The 14,869-nt window shown below is 57.1% G+C and carries 18 protein-coding genes; 7 read left to right on the top strand and 11 right to left on the bottom strand.

Translation table 11 applies throughout. The annotated features are described in order from the left end of the window. Positions 1 to 268: 268 nt before the first annotated feature. The 4 genes from RQI55_RS10030 (at position 269) to RQI55_RS10015 (ending at position 3,473) form a co-directional block, all read left to right on the top strand. Positions 269 to 700 carry a DUF2231 domain-containing protein gene (locus RQI55_RS10030; RefSeq protein WP_243256423.1) on the top strand — a complete coding sequence of 144 codons (432 nt, stop codon included), beginning with the start codon at positions 269 to 271 and terminating at the stop codon, positions 698 to 700. Beyond that, on the top strand, positions 700 to 2,160 hold the full coding sequence (locus tag RQI55_RS10025) for a sorbosone dehydrogenase family protein (RefSeq protein ID WP_243256424.1): 1,461 nt from the start codon (positions 700 to 702) through the stop codon (positions 2,158 to 2,160). The genes RQI55_RS10030 and RQI55_RS10025 overlap by 1 nt, the downstream gene beginning before the upstream one ends. A gap of 184 nt (positions 2,161 to 2,344) precedes the next feature. Continuing rightward, positions 2,345 to 2,932, top strand: a complete 588-nt coding sequence (locus RQI55_RS10020) for a DUF1214 domain-containing protein (RefSeq protein ID WP_243256425.1) — start codon at positions 2,345 to 2,347, stop codon at positions 2,930 to 2,932. After that, positions 2,925 to 3,473, top strand: a complete 549-nt coding sequence (locus tag RQI55_RS10015) for a DUF1254 domain-containing protein (RefSeq protein ID WP_243256426.1) — start codon at positions 2,925 to 2,927, stop codon at positions 3,471 to 3,473. The genes RQI55_RS10020 and RQI55_RS10015 overlap by 8 nt, the downstream gene beginning before the upstream one ends. A 22-nt stretch (positions 3,474 to 3,495) precedes the next feature. Here RQI55_RS10015 and RQI55_RS10010 read toward each other — a convergent pair whose 3' ends face one another. Beyond that, positions 3,496 to 3,705: a hypothetical protein gene (locus tag RQI55_RS10010; protein WP_042618300.1), complete on the bottom strand. Its 210-nt coding sequence runs from the start codon at positions 3,703 to 3,705 to the stop codon at positions 3,496 to 3,498. A 740-nt stretch (positions 3,706 to 4,445) separates the two neighbouring features. Between RQI55_RS10010 and RQI55_RS10005 the strand changes: the two genes are divergently transcribed. Next, complete coding sequence (locus RQI55_RS10005) at positions 4,446 to 5,423, top strand: hypothetical protein (protein ID WP_243256427.1); 978 nt, start codon at positions 4,446 to 4,448, stop codon at positions 5,421 to 5,423. A gap of 9 nt (positions 5,424 to 5,432) precedes the next feature. Here the strand turns inward: RQI55_RS10005 and RQI55_RS10000 are convergent, their stop codons facing one another. The 3 genes from RQI55_RS10000 to RQI55_RS09990 are packed head-to-tail and all read right to left on the bottom strand — an operon-like array spanning position 5,433 to position 8,262. Continuing rightward, the gene (locus RQI55_RS10000) at positions 5,433 to 5,777 is read right to left on the bottom strand and encodes a DUF1491 family protein (protein ID WP_243256428.1); all 345 of its coding nucleotides are present in this window, start codon (positions 5,775 to 5,777) and stop codon (positions 5,433 to 5,435) included. 12 nt (positions 5,778 to 5,789) lie between these two features. Further along, entirely contained in the window at positions 5,790 to 6,752 is a 963-nt protein-coding gene (locus RQI55_RS09995; RefSeq protein WP_192063642.1) for a peptidoglycan-binding protein, read from the bottom strand. Then, complete coding sequence (locus tag RQI55_RS09990; protein WP_243256985.1) at positions 6,724 to 8,262, bottom strand: HAMP domain-containing sensor histidine kinase; 1,539 nt, start codon at positions 8,260 to 8,262, stop codon at positions 6,724 to 6,726. The genes RQI55_RS09995 and RQI55_RS09990 overlap by 29 nt, the downstream gene beginning before the upstream one ends. A gap of 477 nt (positions 8,263 to 8,739) precedes the next feature. On the opposite strand from RQI55_RS09990, the gene RQI55_RS09985 reads away from it, so the two are divergent. Beyond that, on the top strand, positions 8,740 to 9,186 hold the full coding sequence (locus tag RQI55_RS09985) for a DUF5330 domain-containing protein (protein ID WP_243256429.1): 447 nt from the start codon (positions 8,740 to 8,742) through the stop codon (positions 9,184 to 9,186). Positions 9,187 to 9,373: 187 nt separating this feature from the next. Continuing rightward, positions 9,374 to 9,790, top strand: a complete 417-nt coding sequence (locus RQI55_RS09980) for a SufE family protein (RefSeq protein ID WP_243256430.1) — start codon at positions 9,374 to 9,376, stop codon at positions 9,788 to 9,790. A 16-nt stretch (positions 9,791 to 9,806) separates the two neighbouring features. Here the strand turns inward: RQI55_RS09980 and RQI55_RS09975 are convergent, their stop codons facing one another. The 7 genes from RQI55_RS09975 to RQI55_RS09945 all read right to left on the bottom strand — a co-directional run bounded on the left by RQI55_RS09975 (position 9,807) and on the right by RQI55_RS09945 (position 14,864). After that, positions 9,807 to 10,631, bottom strand: coding sequence for a DUF6456 domain-containing protein (locus RQI55_RS09975; RefSeq protein ID WP_243256431.1), 825 nt, complete (start codon positions 10,629 to 10,631; stop codon positions 9,807 to 9,809). Further along, on the bottom strand, positions 10,624 to 11,043 hold the full coding sequence (locus RQI55_RS09970; RefSeq protein WP_243256432.1) for a transposase: 420 nt from the start codon (positions 11,041 to 11,043) through the stop codon (positions 10,624 to 10,626). The genes RQI55_RS09975 and RQI55_RS09970 overlap by 8 nt, the downstream gene beginning before the upstream one ends. A gap of 223 nt (positions 11,044 to 11,266) precedes the next feature. Then, positions 11,267 to 11,695: a MucR family transcriptional regulator gene (locus RQI55_RS09965; protein WP_042618295.1), complete on the bottom strand. Its 429-nt coding sequence runs from the start codon at positions 11,693 to 11,695 to the stop codon at positions 11,267 to 11,269. Positions 11,696 to 12,113: 418 nt separating this feature from the next. Next, positions 12,114 to 12,458 carry a monovalent cation/H(+) antiporter subunit G gene (mnhG, locus tag RQI55_RS09960; protein ID WP_243256986.1) on the bottom strand — a complete coding sequence of 115 codons (345 nt, stop codon included), beginning with the start codon at positions 12,456 to 12,458 and terminating at the stop codon, positions 12,114 to 12,116. Then, positions 12,452 to 12,829: a cation:proton antiporter gene (locus RQI55_RS09955; protein ID WP_042618293.1), complete on the bottom strand. Its 378-nt coding sequence runs from the start codon at positions 12,827 to 12,829 to the stop codon at positions 12,452 to 12,454. Before RQI55_RS09955 ends, mnhG begins: the two co-directional genes overlap by 7 nt. Further along, positions 12,826 to 13,305, bottom strand: coding sequence for a Na+/H+ antiporter subunit E (locus RQI55_RS09950; RefSeq protein WP_192063639.1), 480 nt, complete (start codon positions 13,303 to 13,305; stop codon positions 12,826 to 12,828). Before RQI55_RS09950 ends, RQI55_RS09955 begins: the two co-directional genes overlap by 4 nt. Then, positions 13,302 to 14,864: a Na+/H+ antiporter subunit D gene (locus RQI55_RS09945; RefSeq protein WP_311272530.1), complete on the bottom strand. Its 1,563-nt coding sequence runs from the start codon at positions 14,862 to 14,864 to the stop codon at positions 13,302 to 13,304. Before RQI55_RS09945 ends, RQI55_RS09950 begins: the two co-directional genes overlap by 4 nt. Positions 14,865 to 14,869 lie beyond the last annotated feature (5 nt).

Raw genomic sequence — 14,869 nt, 5'->3', positions numbered from 1 at the left:
ACGTCATAAAGGACAACGACCTTATGATCGTGAAGACAGCTTCTGCTCGCTGAGGGCCAGCAATCGTCGATCCATATATTGTCTCATGACATCTCGAACTGATTTTGGGATGTCTGATACCCGACCAGTTGATTAATCGGTGTCAGTGGGGGGTAGAGCAGCCATTACCCACGCAACCAATCCCCATCCGGGGCGTTTGTGGTTCAATCCCATGAACCAGGACACGCGAAAATTTTCGCATCAGTCCTTTCCGGTTGGAGACCAGTCTATGAGTGATGTGACTGGCAGAGAATTCTCTGCTTATCCCTTTCAATCCCTTTTCGTGCCGTTTCCGTTTGTTTGCTTTTCGATGACGTTGGGCACGGATATTGCGTTCTGGCAGACGGCTAATCTGCTTTGGCTGAATTTTTCGGCGTGGTTGCTGTTTGCGGGGCTGGTGTTTGGCGGGCTGGCGGTTTTGGCGGGGTTGGTGGATTTGTTTCGCTCTCGCACACGGCCGATGCGGCCTTCGTTTTTTGCTATTTTTCTGTTTGTCGTGATGCTGGCTTTGGCGCTCGTCAACAGCCTCGTTCACGCTGGTGACGGATGGACCCCTGTTGTTCCCTATGGTCTCGCCCTTTCGGCGGTTACCTTTGGCGTGGCGCTGATGTGCGTTGCTGCTTCTACCCGCAAATATGCAAGACTGGCCTGGAGAGTATGATGATCGCGCGCCGACTGCTTCACACCGCTGTCCTCATGGGCAGTGCCGCCGTCATCCTTTCCGCTTGCAGCGAACAGGATGGTAAGTTCGATATTTCTCAGCAGATCGGTGCTGATCCGGTGCTGCCTGAACCATCTGCCAGCCTGATACCTGACTTGAAGGTGGCCGAGGTTGTGGGCTGGAAGGATGGCGAGTTGCCGACTGTGCCGGAGGGGTTGAAGGTGACCCTTTACCAGAAGGACCTTGCCACCCCCCGCACCGTGCACACGCTGCCGAATGGCGATGTGCTGGTGGTGCAGTCTCGCGGGCCAAAGGGCGCGCCACCATCGCGGCCGAAGGATATTATTCGTGGCTGGATTATGGCGATTTCCCATGGGGAGACAAAGCCGCAGAAGGAGAGCAATCTCATCACGCTTTTGCGCGATACCAACCGCGATGGCGTTGTTGATGAGCGCCACGACCTGCTGACGAAGATGGATTCGCCCTTTGGCGTGGCGTTTGCGGATAATACGCTCTATGTCGCCACCGCCAGCGAAATTCTCGCCTATCCCTACCAGCTTGGGCAGAACGAAATCACGCAACCGCCCAAAGTGCTGACGCCGCTGCCGGGCGGGCCGATCAACCACCACTGGACCAAGGATCTGGCGCTGAGCCCTGATGGCAAGTTCCTCTATGCGTCCGTTGGGTCCAATTCCAACATCGTTGAAAATGGTCTGGAAGCGGAAAAGAACCGCGCCGCTATTTTGCAGGTGGACCGGCAGACAGGTGCGTTCAAGCTGTTTGCATCAGGCCTGCGCAACCCCAATGGTCTGGCATTCAACCCGCAATCGGGCGAGCTTTGGGCCGTTATCAATGAGCGTGATGAGCTTGGGCCGAACCTCGTTCCCGACTATATGACATCGGTGAAGGAAGGCGGATTTTACGGCTGGCCTTGGAGCTACTACGGCAACCATGTCGATCCGCGCGTCTATCCGCCGCGTCCCGATATTGTCGCCACCGCCATCAAGCCGGATTACGCGCTGTCCAGCCATGTCGCGGCCCTTGGCCTGACATTCACGCTGAATTCTGCCATGCCGGCAGCCTATGCCAACGGCGCTTTCATTGGTGAGCATGGCAGCTGGAACCGCGATTCCTTCAATGGTTACCGCGTGACCTATGTGCCGTTTGAAAACGGCAAACCAGCTGGCAAGACTCAGGATGTTGTGACGGGCTTCATTCAGGGCGACAAGGCCCGAGGTCGCCCGGTCGGCGTTGGCATCGATGGAACCGGCGCGCTTCTGGTGGCGGATGATGCTGGAAATTCCGTCTGGCGCGTTGCAGCCGCCGATGGCACGATGACGCCAGCCCCGGTTGCTACGGACGATATTTCGGGTGGAACGGCAGCAGCCCCTGCTGCACCGCCAACCGCACCCGCCGCGCAGACTCCACCTGCGGCACCTGCGCCCGCCCCTGCAAACTAAAACGTGCTCATGCTTCACGCTGCCGGATTTTGCAGCGTGAAGCTTTTCGCGGCGCTGGCCCTACTGCGAATCGCCGCCAAGTTGTGTGGAGATTTTTTCAAAGGCCTACATCTGAAGCGTTCTGCCCATTTCCCCGCGATGAAATCAATGGTAACCCTCACCTGTTCCAAAACGGGAAAACAGCGTGTTTCGAGTTCCATTTCTTGTTGCCATTTCGCTCATCATTGCCTTTGGCGTGGGTATCTTTTCAACGTTTGCAGCGCTGCAAGCGACAGATGGTTTTGGCTCTATCAAGATTGGTGCCTGGGATGCGTTTCCCGAGGCGCAGACCATTGAAGCTGACCCTTACGCAAAATCCCACCGCGCCCGCGCGGGCAAGCTGCTTTACGGCACGGCGGAAGGCCTGAGCTTTACCGCGTCGGTGGATAGCAGCGGCGAGCGCCTGTCCGGCGACTGCCGTTACAAGCTGAGCGGCAACGTGCCCCCTTCCCGTTTCTGGACGCTTTATGCTGCAGACCAGCAGGGCAATGCGCCCGAAGATGGATCAGGCAGACCGATTGCGCTTAACTCCCGCAACCTGTTGCATGGTTCTGAAGGTGGCATGGATATCAATATTGCCGCTTCCGCACAGACATTCAACTGGCTGGCCGTCCCGCCCTCTGCCGGGTTCAAGCTGGTGCTGACGCTGCTCGATACACCGGTTGCATCCAGCACCGGGCTTATCGACATCAAGATGCCGGATATTCGCAAGATTGGATGCGGCAATGCTTAAGGTCATCTTTGCCGTCTTCGTCGGGCTTGTTGGTGCCGCCGTGCTGCATCTCATTATCCTGCTGGCCATTCCGCATTTTTCCAACCGCGATGCCTACACACGGGCCGTGGCGGAAGGTGCGGCCAACACGTTTCATCTGCTGGATGAGAAAAGCGAAAAAGCCGGGCTTGGCAGCGGAGATCCCTTCATGCGGGTTGCCGTCTGCACCTTCAGCGTGGATCAGAAACCGGTGCGGCTGGCAGCATTCGGGGCGGTGCCCTTCTGGTCGGTCGCCGTTTTCGATAGCGCATCCAACGAGATTTTCAGCATGAATGACCGCACCTCTGCGGGCGGAGAGATGGATATTCTGGCGGCAAACCAGGTGCAGCTTGCGTCTATCCGCAAGGCAATGCCCGAGGGACTTTCGAAGTCCATTCTTGTCGCGGCTGGCCAGGGCAAAGGCTATGCCGTGTTGCGGACCATGGTTCCGCAGTCAAGCTTCGTGGAAGAAGCGACACGTTTTCTCAGCGAAGCCAAATGCGAGCAGGCGCCATGGCCGTGACCAGCGCGCTGGCAACGAACCATCAGGAGCCGGTGGCTGCTTCAGTCGTTGTGTCAATGGTCTTGCGCTTGCGGGGCTTGCGCCCATCTTCAATCTGAATTTGCGGCACTGGCCGCTCATAGCGCACGCCCGTGAAAAACAGAATCTGGGCAGGGCCATCAGTTGCTTTTTGCGGATTGGCGGGTTTGGCGAAGCGGCGGGATGCCGCAAAAAACGAAATGATTTCCGTCATCGTATTCTCCTCTCAAGGCATGACGCTAAGCTGTTGAATATGTGCGCGGCTATATGAACTACGCGCGGAATGCCATCACCACAACATTGTGCATTTCCAGTCCACAGACTGGCATGTGAGATGCGAGCTTTCGTAAACACTCAGGCGTTTACGACCGTCAATCCAGACTTCCGATTTCGAAATCCGGCATCGTATCTGTAGGCTCTTCACAAGATTACAAACAGATATAAGTTAATCATCCGTTAATTCTAATATTCTTGCTTCCGTAAGAACCATTAAAATTGAGTATAATTGCGATATCTCTTGGAAAGGATGCAGTCACACATCTGTGAATTGAAAATCAGGCATTTTTTGAAAGTCGTTGTATTCAATACCTTAATTCAAACACCACAATAAGTAACAGGTTATTTTTAGGAAAACTGTCGTTTGACGGCTGTCATTATCGTCATGTTTAAGAGCAGATAGCCGCCATGATAGCGGTTAGGGGCTCGCTCTTTACTGCCATCGGCACGATGGACGGTGCCCCGTTTTAAACCACCCGAAGCCCCCTCCTCCGGGTCGGGCGTTTCGCTCATAGGTGGTGTTGGCGCATGATTCACACAGATCCCAAAACATCCTCTTAAAATTTGCTGTGAATAGCCGGAAAAAATCGCTTTGCGCGATTGCTGGTTAACAGCACGTCAACACGTTTGCTCTAATTTGATGAGATCGTTTTGTTCTGCGTCAAATTGGGTATTGCGTTGACCGACAGGTATCGAGAATTGGAAAGGCCAAGTGCCGAGAGGAAGAAGGATGTGGTCCTTATGGCTACGGTGACGAGCTTCGAGGGGCTGTCTTATCCATCCAAATCAGAGCTCCGGCAGTTTGCAGAGCTGTTCATGCCGCTGTTTGCCGCCTCTACGCCAGAGGCAAAGCGGGATGCGGTTGCGGCCTTGTCGCAGAACCCCAACGTGCCCTCGGCCGTTGCCTTCTTCATCGCCAGTCAACCGATCGGGCTGTCTGCACCCTTTCTCGTTTCTTCCAAATGCCTTGATGACGATACGCTGATTGCCATTGCCCGCACCCAGGGCGGCGCGCATGCGCGCACCATCGTGCGCCGGGATGATCTTTCGCCCACCGTTGTCGATGCGCTGGTTGGCCTGCGCCACTCGCACAATCCCATCCCTGCTTCGGCCCGAAAGAACGCGGCACCTGCCGAGCCCGCGCCGAGCCTTGAGAAGTCGATTGCCGAGCGCGAAGAGGATCTGCGTCGCCAGCTCCGCACCATGGCGCGCCAGCTTCACCGTCCGGTCAGCGATACGCTGGGCGTGCGCCGCCTGACAGACGTGCAGGAAGCCCTGCTGGTACGCTTTGCCCGCGAGCGCAATGCACGGCAATTCTCCACGGCGCTTTCCGATTCCCTTTCGGCAAGCCACTGGCTGTCGGAACGTATCATGCTGGATATTTCCGGCCAGCAACTGGCCACGACCATGATTGGCGTGGGCATGGATTTTGCCGATGCAGCCTTTGTACTGGAAAGCTTCTATCCGCACCTCAAGGCGCAGGAAGGCGACATGACGCGCGCCGAAGCCATGCTGGACAAACTGGACATTGGTGAATGCGAAGACCGCATCGAGAGCTGGCGCCGGGCAGACAGCTATACTGTCGATCCAAGCCGGGAAACCACGCGGGAGCTTCAGGAACAGATAGATATGGCGCGGCTGGTGGTCCGGCGCTAAGGCGCTGGATTACCCTGAAACGACGTTGAACAGACCTTCGACGGTCTCTGTCTCAATCTCCACGACCCAGAGGTCGCTATCGAAGCGGCGCTCTTTTTCCAGCACGGCCTCAACATCGGCGGCATCCGCGTGGCCTAGCCGCAGTTCGAAACGGCGGTCTGCGCTCCCCTCTTCATTATCGGAAAAGCTTTGGGGCGCGGGGCTGTAGAGATTTTCCACGCCGTTGCGAAGGCGCTGGCGAATGAAGATTGCGCCTGCCGCATCGGCACCCTTGCGTTCCACGGCGGCGAAATCACCGGCGGAAAAAACGCGCCGTATCAGTGCTGAAACAAAAATCTCGGATTTGATGCGCATGGGAATGCGATATCACAAAGCGCCGATGGATTTCAGCTTTTTCAGCACGGCCTCGCTGGGCTCGCCGGTTTCGGGCAGGCGATAGTGTTTTTCAAAGTTGCGAATGGCCTGACGCGTCTGCTCGCCTGCCATGCCATCCACCTTCACATCCGCATAGGCAATGTTGACAAGGCCCTGCTGGATCTTGGCGACAAGATCGTTTGTGACGGGCGTGTGCGGCTTTTGCGTTGTCAGCGAAACCGACTGCGCCTTTGGCTTTTCAGCCTCAGCGTTCTTAATCGCAGCGGCTACGGGATCGATGGCGACGCCGCCGGAATTGGCAGCGGCGGGCCGATCCTTCGGCAGGGCTTTGGGGATGGCGGCAACGGTGGTGGCACTGTCAATTTTCAGGGCCGAGAGAACACGGGTCGTCGGCTCGCCGGTCTGTTCCATGCCGACGGTTTCTTCAAAGAACAGAATGGCGGCGGTGGTGCGGGGGCCGGTCATGCCGTCTGCCACGCCTTCGTAAAGGCCGCGACGGGCAAGCTCGCGCTGGATATCGGTGACGAGTTGAGACGGGCCCTGGGCTGCGGCCCCGCTCGAAGCATGCGCGGGCAGAGCCGGAAGGGCTGGCGCTTCATCTGGATTACCGGCTGCCGGCATGGCCGATGGCTTCGGCGCTTCGGTCTGGCGCTCGATGCGGAAGGTGGTGACGTTGCCCTGTTCGCCGAGGCCGGATGCCAGGCGATAACCGGGAATGCCGTTTGGATTTTCTTCATCGCGCGTGCGCATGAAGGGTGATGGGTGATGCCCCGGCTGATACCAGAGCGCATTGGCGGCGACGAAACCGAACACGACGAAAAAGGCCGTGCAACCGCCGACCAGTTTGGGGTGACGCAGAATCTGTTGCCCCACGGCCAGAGCGGCCACGGAAACGACACCCGGCTCCTTGCGGGCCGGAGTTTTCCTAGGCGATTTTCGCTTTGGCGCCGCCATCCGCAACGTCCTCCTTCATCATTCTGTCTGCACCTGCGACCTGTTGCTTGAGGCGTGGCGGAAACACCACCGGGCCCTTGGCATCATCATGGTCGAGGCCTGTCGTCTGGCCGGAGCCATCGGCTGGCAAGAGGATCGTGACAACCGTGCCTTCACCGGCGCGGCTGCTCATTGCAAAGCTTCCGCCGTGCAGGGCAACCAGACCCTTGACCAGCGCAAGGCCGAGGCCTGTGCCCTCAAAGCGGCGTGTATACTCGTTCTGCACCTGCATGAAAGGCTGGCCGAGAAACGCCATCTTGTCTGCGGCAATGCCAATGCCCGTATCGCTGACGGTCAGCTTCAACATGGCACCCTCCAACGATGCGTCGATGGTGACAACACCGCCCGATTCGGTAAACTTTATGGCGTTGCCAGCAAGATTGATAAGAACCTGTTGAACGGCGCGCTGATCGGCAACGACTTCACCGATTTCGCGCTGAATGCGGCTGGTGAGGGTCAGGCCCTTCTGCTTTGCCTGAAGACCGAGCATGCCCTCGCAGGTGGCAATGGCATCGGAGATGAGGAAGGGCTCCATCAGCAGCTCGTAACGGCCCGCTTCCAGCTTGCTCATATCCAGCATGGTGTTGACCACCGACAGAAGATGCGCGCCGGACTGGCGGATCAGAGAGACATATTCGCGCTGACGATCATTTTCGAGCTTGCCGAAATACTCGCCCGCGAGGATATCCGAAAATCCGAGAACGGCATTGAGCGGCGTGCGCAGCTCATGGCTGACGGCTGCCAGAAAACGCGACTTGGCATCATTGGCCGATTCGGCTTCCGCTGCCTTGCGGACCACTTCCTTGCGCAGGATTTCCTTCTCCGTCACATCGCGAAGCTGGCCGATGACGGCTGTGAGCCGGCCCGACGGGTCCCGCTCTGCCGTCATGTCGATACGACCGTGCAAAAACTGGGTCTGGCGGGAGGCGACCGGCGTATCGAAGCGCAGTTCGGCAACCGAATGCTCATTGCCTTGGCGCAAGGCGTCAAACGCCTGCATGAGAGCGATGCGATCCGACACATGAACCAGTTCGGCAAAGATATGACCAGCGCAATGCTGGAAGGTTGGTGGAAACTGGCCGACATCGCGTCCGGACACGCTTTTGACCACGCCGTGCTCATCAAACACCAGCAACAGGCCGGGCACCTGTGTGGCGCGCAGCATGACATCGCCTGCAGGCGCAGCGGACATGTCCTGCTCCTGCGGGCGCTTTGGCCTGTGTAGGGCCAGAAGCGAAGCGGCAGCGGCGAGAAAAACGGCAAAGACTGTTGCAACGCCCAGTGGCAATGCGACGGAGACGGAGAATGCGAGGCAGAAAGCAGCAGGTACGATCAGCAAGGCGGCCATGCCTGACACGACAAGACGGCGCAGGGCGTGGACCGTTGCGATCCGCGCGCTGGCGTCTTCTTCCATGCGCGAAAGCCACACGCCAGAGGCATGATCAATCAGCGCAATCGCTTTTTCCGTAATTTTACGCAATACCTAAACACCGAATTCTGACGGGCGACGCAGCCCTTAACCATGGCCGACAATAGAGGGCCGCGGCTTAAGGAAAGCCTAAACCTGAGGGCTCCCGGCCCCTTTAAACCCCGGCATAATCCCGTTTCGGGGCATTTGGGGCAGACTTTGTCTTTCATGGTTAATGACGGGTAAGCAAAGGATTTTGTTAGATTTTTCGTTTCGCGTTAATCTTTGTGGCAGGCGTGGGCACCCTTATCCCCTGCAATTGCTGGCGACCGCCGCAATTATGCTTAACACCAGCCGTTAAACTTGTAGCGAAATTGCAATCGGGGTTCAGTTACGGAACAAATCGATACAATTTGAATTAAATTGTGCCGGTTTTTGCAAATGGCTGTTGGTCTGTTGGTTCTAGGGTGATTCCAAGCCCGAGAAACAGGGCAACACGGATGACCCGCAAAGGGCAACGTCAAACAGGGTGGTGTCGCAATGTGGTTCTTGATCAAGGGGTCGATCTGGTTTTCGCTGGTTCTGGTTGCATTGTCCTATTTTGGCGGCTCCAGTGACAGCAACAATCCAAATTCCCAGATGAATGTCGCCGGTGCTGTATCAGCAGCCAGCGAAGCCTACAAATATGTCTCCGCCATCTGCGTGGAAAAGCCCGACGTTTGCGTGAAGGGTGCAGAAACATTTCATGCGCTGGGTGAAAGAGCCCGCGAAGGCGCAAAGGTTGCCTATCAGCTGATCGACGCCCAGTTGGCTGGCAGCGACGAACAGCCGAAAATTGCCGATGCGGCACCCTCGCCGACACATGCCCCTGCCGCAGCACCCGCCATCGCACCTATCAATATTTCCGACAACAGCGACGACATCAAAACCGGCACCATCAAATCACAGCCATACGTGCCGATGCCCCAGCGCCGCCCGGCACCCTGATCTACTGCCAACGCAATTCAATACATTCCTTCCGCTTGCAGCCCTTCCCTGGGGCAGCCTGACTGCCCTGACTGTAACCCTGCTACGATTAGCTTCGTAGCAGGGCTTTTTTTGTGCTGAGCGGTTCAATTGGGGTTTGGTTTGGCCTATATGCTGGTGAACCGGCACGATAAACGGATGGCGCAGCATGGCTTCCCTAGACAAGATACTCGATGACTTTGCCTTTCTGGATGACTGGGAAGACCGTTATCGCTACGTGATCGAACTCGGCAAGGCGTTGCCTGATCTCTCCGAAGAGAAGAAGAGCGCGGCCAACAAGGTTCAGGGCTGCGCAAGTCAGGTCTGGCTTGTGAGCCACAGCGACGGCGCGAGCGACCCGGTATTGACCTTCGAGGGTGATTCCGATGCGCATATCGTGCGCGGATTGGTGGCCATCGTGCTTGCCGTCTACTCGGGAAAACACGCCTCTGAGATTGCGGGTCTCGACGCCATCGAGGTTTTCGGCAAGATTGGTCTTGTGGAACACCTCTCCGCGCAGCGCGCCAACGGCCTGCGCTCCATGATCAACCGCATCCGCGGCGAGGCACAGCTGCTCGCCGCCTGATGGTTTCGGGATTGTCTCACAGATCTGGCCGATAGCCATCGGCACCCCAATGGTGGCTGTCTCGCTTGCGGCTTGTGGGGTTTGGCGGTGAATAGTGCCGTGACAGCGCCTGCAGGGCCGTGCGCAGCATGAGCTTTGCTGAGCGCACCGGCCATTGCCGCTCACGCTCCACCAGTTCCAGACCCTTTTCAAAACAGCAGACATCAATAGCGACGCCGGCCAGTTCTGGGCCCATGGCCTCGGTGGCCTTTGAAAACCGGATGCGGGCGGCCATGGCGGTATCGCTGATATCCTGCGCGCCATTGCCTTGGCCCTTGGTGCGCTTTGCCAGCCGTGGCTCCCAGCACGATGTGATCCTTGGGCTGAGTTGGCCACGATGGAAATCGGCGGCCAGCCTTTCGCCCGCTTCCAGCGCATCCGCTGGAAAAAAGAGCTTCCCGTCGCGGTCTTTCAGCCGCAGCAAAGCTGACAGCGGTGAGGACAGTTCGTTGCGCCGCGCCGTTTGCTTTGTGCCATCGATGTCTATGGAAACGACATCGCAGAGGCGATGCTGCTCCTGAAAGATCTCATCATGCTCCTTGACCATAGCGCGCTTGAGGAAGGCACTTGATGTGGCGGGCTGCGCGCGGAGGCGGTTGCCATCCAGAACCAGCAAGCCGGCGGACACGCCCAGATCGACCACCTGCCGATCGAACCGGCGTGGTTGATCGGCACTCTCAGTGGAGACATCAAGATCGCCTCCCCTCTCCATGATCACAGCAGGCTTGCTGCCGATGAAACGGAGAAGCCGCACAAGTGAGGAATGGTTCTTTTCGGTGTTGTTGGGGTCTGTCTCACGCATGGGGTTCGGCCTCGATTGTCTCCAGAAGCGGTTTGACGGCCTCTTCCACCATGGTCACGAAAGCATCGAAGCCAGGATCATCGCGGCGATCTTCCACCTGTTGGCAGGTCAGGCTGGCCGTCGATTGATCCCGCCCGAAGCAAATGGCCACCTGCCACATGGGCAGGGACAAAGCGACATGGCTGACATAGAGCGCGATCTGGCGGATATGCAGCATGGCGTGACGCCGGTTGCGGCGGACCGCATCCTGATCCACGATCTGTGTGTAAATCTGGCAGGTGGTTTCACGCACACGCTGGCATGCGGCGCGGTTCGCCCTCGGCACTGGCGCGCGGGGCATGCGGGCCAGCACAGCCGCAAAGCTTTGAGGGGCAGATGTTTGCGGCGAGCAGGCTTGAAGATTTGATGTCATGATACAACTCCTCACTAAATAGGAATTAATTCATACTCCATCAAATCTGAACCTGCAATTGCGCCGTTGCCCTGAAAATGCTGTATTCAGCAACCGTAAGCATAAGGCTTTGAAATTTTTCAAGGATTATTTTCTTATTTTGGACATTCGCATCCTTGTCTCCACGGCATAAAAAAGCCGATCCACGAGGGACCGGCTTTTGAAGAGGCGAATGGAGTGCGGATCAGCGGCTGGACTTGCGGCGCTGGCCGAGGCCCATTTCCTTTGCCAAGCGCGAGCGCGCTTCGGCATAGGCAGGGGCGACCATCGGATAATCGACAGGCAAATCCCACTTGTCGCGATATTCTTCCGGGCTGATGCTGTGGTGCGTCGTCAGGTGACGCTTCAGCGATTTGAAAGAACCACCACATTCCAGGCAGATGATCTGATCATCCTGAACCGACTTGCGGACAGAAACCGCAGGCTTCTGCTTTTCAACATTAACCGCAGCCACTGTTGGCAGCGATGTACCGCTGAGCGCGGTGTGCACATCTGAAATTAGACCGGGAAGCTCCGTAACCGGAACGACGTGGTGGCTAACATAGGCAGCAACGATATCTGCAGTCAGTTCGACAAGCAGATCCTGAGCGCCGCCGTATGTAGTTTCCGTCATATATCTGTCTCCTGTTCATATCTTCACCGGCACAGGTTAAAACCTGAACCGCGTGAAACGAAGTTAACCCCGCCCTCTGATTTGGGTCCTCCGAAGATCAATTCCTTCTTCCGATATACGCAGGAGAAGGGATCGATGCTTATGGACACTACGAACAACGAATGGATATCGACGATACTCTTGGAAAAGATGAATTATGCATCTTTAAAATACCTAACTGGACCTACTCATCTTCGCATGACACAAATCAACATCATGTACTTTACCTGATGTGGATAACACCAAACCAAAAAAAGTCCAATTATTATTTTGTAATAATTCGTAGATTAAAGCCCTTATTCTTCCTATTAGAAATCACAGGTAAGAAACTAAATATGTATGTCTGAATTATGGCCCAGACTACACTCAAGCATATACCCTATTTCAACTTCAGGTTTGCTTTCATTTCGTCTTTTACAGTAATCTTTGAGAGACGATATCCGGCCTGATGCGCAACTTTTGCTAGCAAGTGAGCAGAAACAGGGGCAGTCATAATAATGAAACAAAATCCTATTGCTGCACGTGCGAAAACAGTCAGCTGAAACGCGTCAATGCCGACGGCAAGAAGAAGAAGACCCGAACCGACAGTTCCGGCCTTGGACGCTGCGTGCATGCGAGTATAGAGGTCTGGAAAACGGTTAATACCTATCGCGGCAGCCAGCGAAAAGAGCGCCCCACAAACCAATAGGACCGTGACGGCAATGGCGATGACCCAGCTCATGATCGGCCCCTTTTTCCGTTTGTTCTTCTTCGTGCTGCGCCGCGCGCGGGCATCACATCCGTGCCATCGAGCACGATTTTTCCATGCGCATCTGGGTCTGGTCTTCGCGACTGAATGAAGCGCGCGAATGCAACTGTGGCAAGAAAACCGACGAGGCAAAGAGCAACTGCAATATCAACATAGAGATACACGCCTGTGCGGATCGCTATGGTTGCGATGAAGCCGATGGCAATGCCAACAAGCATATCCAGTGCAATGACTCTATCCGGCAAGGTCGGGCCAACAACGACGCGATAGACCGTCATCAGAAAAGCAACAGACAGGACAATCAACGCAAACATCGTTGCGCCGGAAACCAGGGTCTCAGGTGTCATTTGCGAAATGCCTCCATGATCTTCTTCTCGAAACCCTCCGCAATCGATCGCTTGGTAGCCTCTACATCGCTGCAATCCAGCGCGTGAATGAAGAGGATTGCGCGGTCAGCGGAGACATCCACGGAGAGTGTGCCGGGCGTGAGCGTGATGAGATTGGCGAGAAGCGTGATCTCGAAATCGCTTTTGACCTTGAGCGGATAGGCGAAGATGCCCGGAGTAAGCACCAGCTTTGGCTTGATGACCATCATGGCCACCGTCCAGGCCGAGAGCGCCAGTTCGCGAACGAACAGCAGCGCCAGCGACAGGATGGCAGGGATGCGCGCCCAATAGGTCTCGCTTGCCGCGAGCTGGCGGCGCACGATGCCAAGCGACAGCGCCGCTATGATGGCCCCAAAGACCGTATTGGCGATGGTGAAGCTGCCGGAAATGGCAAGCCAGGTGATGACGAACAGCAAGCCCAGGACATAACGGCTCATTGCGCAGCTCCTTGCGGAAAGACGGAGCGGATATAGGCCGCGGGATCGGCAAGGCCATCTGCTGCCTGCTGGCTGAGTTTCATGATGCTTTCCGGAAACAGGCCGAAACCGACGATCAGCAGGGTCAGCGCCACGACGGGGGCGATGCCGGGCACCTTGGCAGGCGCTGCTAAATCCTTCATGCCAGCGGGCGCTGAGCGCCAGAAGCAGAGCAGGAAGACGCGGGCGAACGCGATGGTGCAGAGGAAGCTGGACACAAGGATGGATGCTGCCAGCCACCACGCGCCGATATCGATGGCGGATTTGGTGAGCATGGCCTTGGGCCAGAAGCCGGAAAATGGCGGCAGGCCGGAACCGGCAAAAAACAACGCCAGTGTGAGCCCAGAGAACCATGGCGCTCGGGCATAAAGACCACTGAGATCCGTGAGCGACCAGCCACCGCCGATGCGCGCCGCATGGCCAATGGCCAGATAAAGCGCCGTCATCAGCACTACGGAATTCAGCGCATAGAAAATGGCACCGGCGACGGCAGAGGGTGAGCCGATGGCAACGCCTGCCAGCATGATGCCGATGCCCGATATGACGACGTATCCCAGCATGCGCCTGATATCATTCTGCGCGAGCGCACCCATGCCGCCGAGGATCATGGTCAGCGCCGCGACGATGGCGATGACGAAGCTCAGTTCCTCCCGCTGCACCGGAAACAGCATGATCATGACGCGCAGCAGCGCATAGACGCCGACCTTGGTCAAAAGACCGCCGAACAGGGCTGAAACCACGAGTTTGGGCGTGTGATAGGATGCGGGCAGCCAGAAATTGACCGGGAAGGCCGCAGCCTTCATGGCGAAGGCCAGCGTGAACAGCGCGGCCAACGTCATCAGCGGCGCCTGATCTGACGTTTCGGTGACCTTGCGGGCGATATCGGCCATGTTGAGCGTGCCGAAGATGGCATAGAGATAGCCGACCGCGATCAGAAACAACGTGGTGCCGACGAGGTTGAGCACGGCATATTTCAGTGCGCCATCGATCTGCTCTTTCGTCGAACCCAACACGATGAGGCCGAAGGACGAGATGAGCAGCACCTCGAACCAGACATAGAGGTTGAAAATATCCCCGGTCAGAAACGCGCCGCTGACGCCTGCCATGAGCAGCATGAGAAACGGGTAGAAACCGTAGCGCCTGCCGCCCTCATCGATCTCGGCGCTGGCATGGATGGCGCAGGCGAGTGCGACGATGGCACCGGCCAGCCCCAGCAGCGCGCCGGTCAGATCCGCCGTGAAGGCGATGCCGAAAGGCGGAAGCCAGCGGCCCATGACCATGGTGAAGGGACCGCCTGCCACCACCTTCCACAAAAGCGCAGCGTGGATCAGCACCAGCAGACCGAGCCCGGAAACGGCAATTGCGGCATGAAGGCGCGGCGAGTGCCTGATCATCATCAGGATGGCACCGACAGTGATGCACAGCGCAAAGGGCGCGACGATGAGCCAATCGGCAAGCGGGGTGGGCTGCATCACCAATGCGGCGGCAAGATCGATGTCAGGATAACCGGAAGCGGCCATATGTC

Source organism: Rhizobium sp. WCS2018Hpa-16, assembly GCF_031843705.1.
Taxonomy (GTDB): Bacteria; Pseudomonadota; Alphaproteobacteria; order Rhizobiales; family Rhizobiaceae; genus Agrobacterium; species Agrobacterium tumefaciens_C.
The sequence above is the reverse complement of the archived record's forward strand: the minus strand, read 5'-3'. Positions and strand labels throughout refer to the sequence as shown.

What these genes read in the sequence shown, in the direction of transcription:
- RQI55_RS09950 (WP_192063639.1), bottom strand. Translation starts at nt 13,305, where the DNA reads ATGAGCCGTTATGTCCTGGGCTTGCTGTTCGTCATCACCTGGCTTGCC.
- RQI55_RS09945 (WP_311272530.1), bottom strand. Translation starts at nt 14,864, where the DNA reads ATGGCCGCTTCCGGTTATCCTGACATCGATCTTGCCGCCGCATTGGTG.
- RQI55_RS09975 (WP_243256431.1), bottom strand. Translation starts at nt 10,631, where the DNA reads ATGCGTGAGACAGACCCCAACAACACCGAAAAGAACCATTCCTCACTT.
- RQI55_RS10010 (WP_042618300.1), bottom strand. Translation starts at nt 3,705, where the DNA reads ATGACGGAAATCATTTCGTTTTTTGCGGCATCCCGCCGCTTCGCCAAA.
- RQI55_RS09955 (WP_042618293.1), bottom strand. Translation starts at nt 12,829, where the DNA reads ATGACACCTGAGACCCTGGTTTCCGGCGCAACGATGTTTGCGTTGATT.
- RQI55_RS10000 (WP_243256428.1), bottom strand. Translation starts at nt 5,777, where the DNA reads ATGCGCATCAAATCCGAGATTTTTGTTTCAGCACTGATACGGCGCGTT.
- RQI55_RS09970 (WP_243256432.1), bottom strand. Translation starts at nt 11,043, where the DNA reads ATGACATCAAATCTTCAAGCCTGCTCGCCGCAAACATCTGCCCCTCAA.
- RQI55_RS09985 (WP_243256429.1), top strand. Translation starts at nt 8,740, where the DNA reads ATGTGGTTCTTGATCAAGGGGTCGATCTGGTTTTCGCTGGTTCTGGTT.
- RQI55_RS10025 (WP_243256424.1), top strand. Translation starts at nt 700, where the DNA reads ATGATCGCGCGCCGACTGCTTCACACCGCTGTCCTCATGGGCAGTGCC.
- RQI55_RS09995 (WP_192063642.1), bottom strand. Translation starts at nt 6,752, where the DNA reads ATGGCGGCGCCAAAGCGAAAATCGCCTAGGAAAACTCCGGCCCGCAAG.
- RQI55_RS09980 (WP_243256430.1), top strand. Translation starts at nt 9,374, where the DNA reads ATGGCTTCCCTAGACAAGATACTCGATGACTTTGCCTTTCTGGATGAC.
- RQI55_RS09965 (WP_042618295.1), bottom strand. Translation starts at nt 11,695, where the DNA reads ATGACGGAAACTACATACGGCGGCGCTCAGGATCTGCTTGTCGAACTG.
- RQI55_RS10030 (WP_243256423.1), top strand. Translation starts at nt 269, where the DNA reads ATGAGTGATGTGACTGGCAGAGAATTCTCTGCTTATCCCTTTCAATCC.
- RQI55_RS10015 (WP_243256426.1), top strand. Translation starts at nt 2,925, where the DNA reads ATGCTTAAGGTCATCTTTGCCGTCTTCGTCGGGCTTGTTGGTGCCGCC.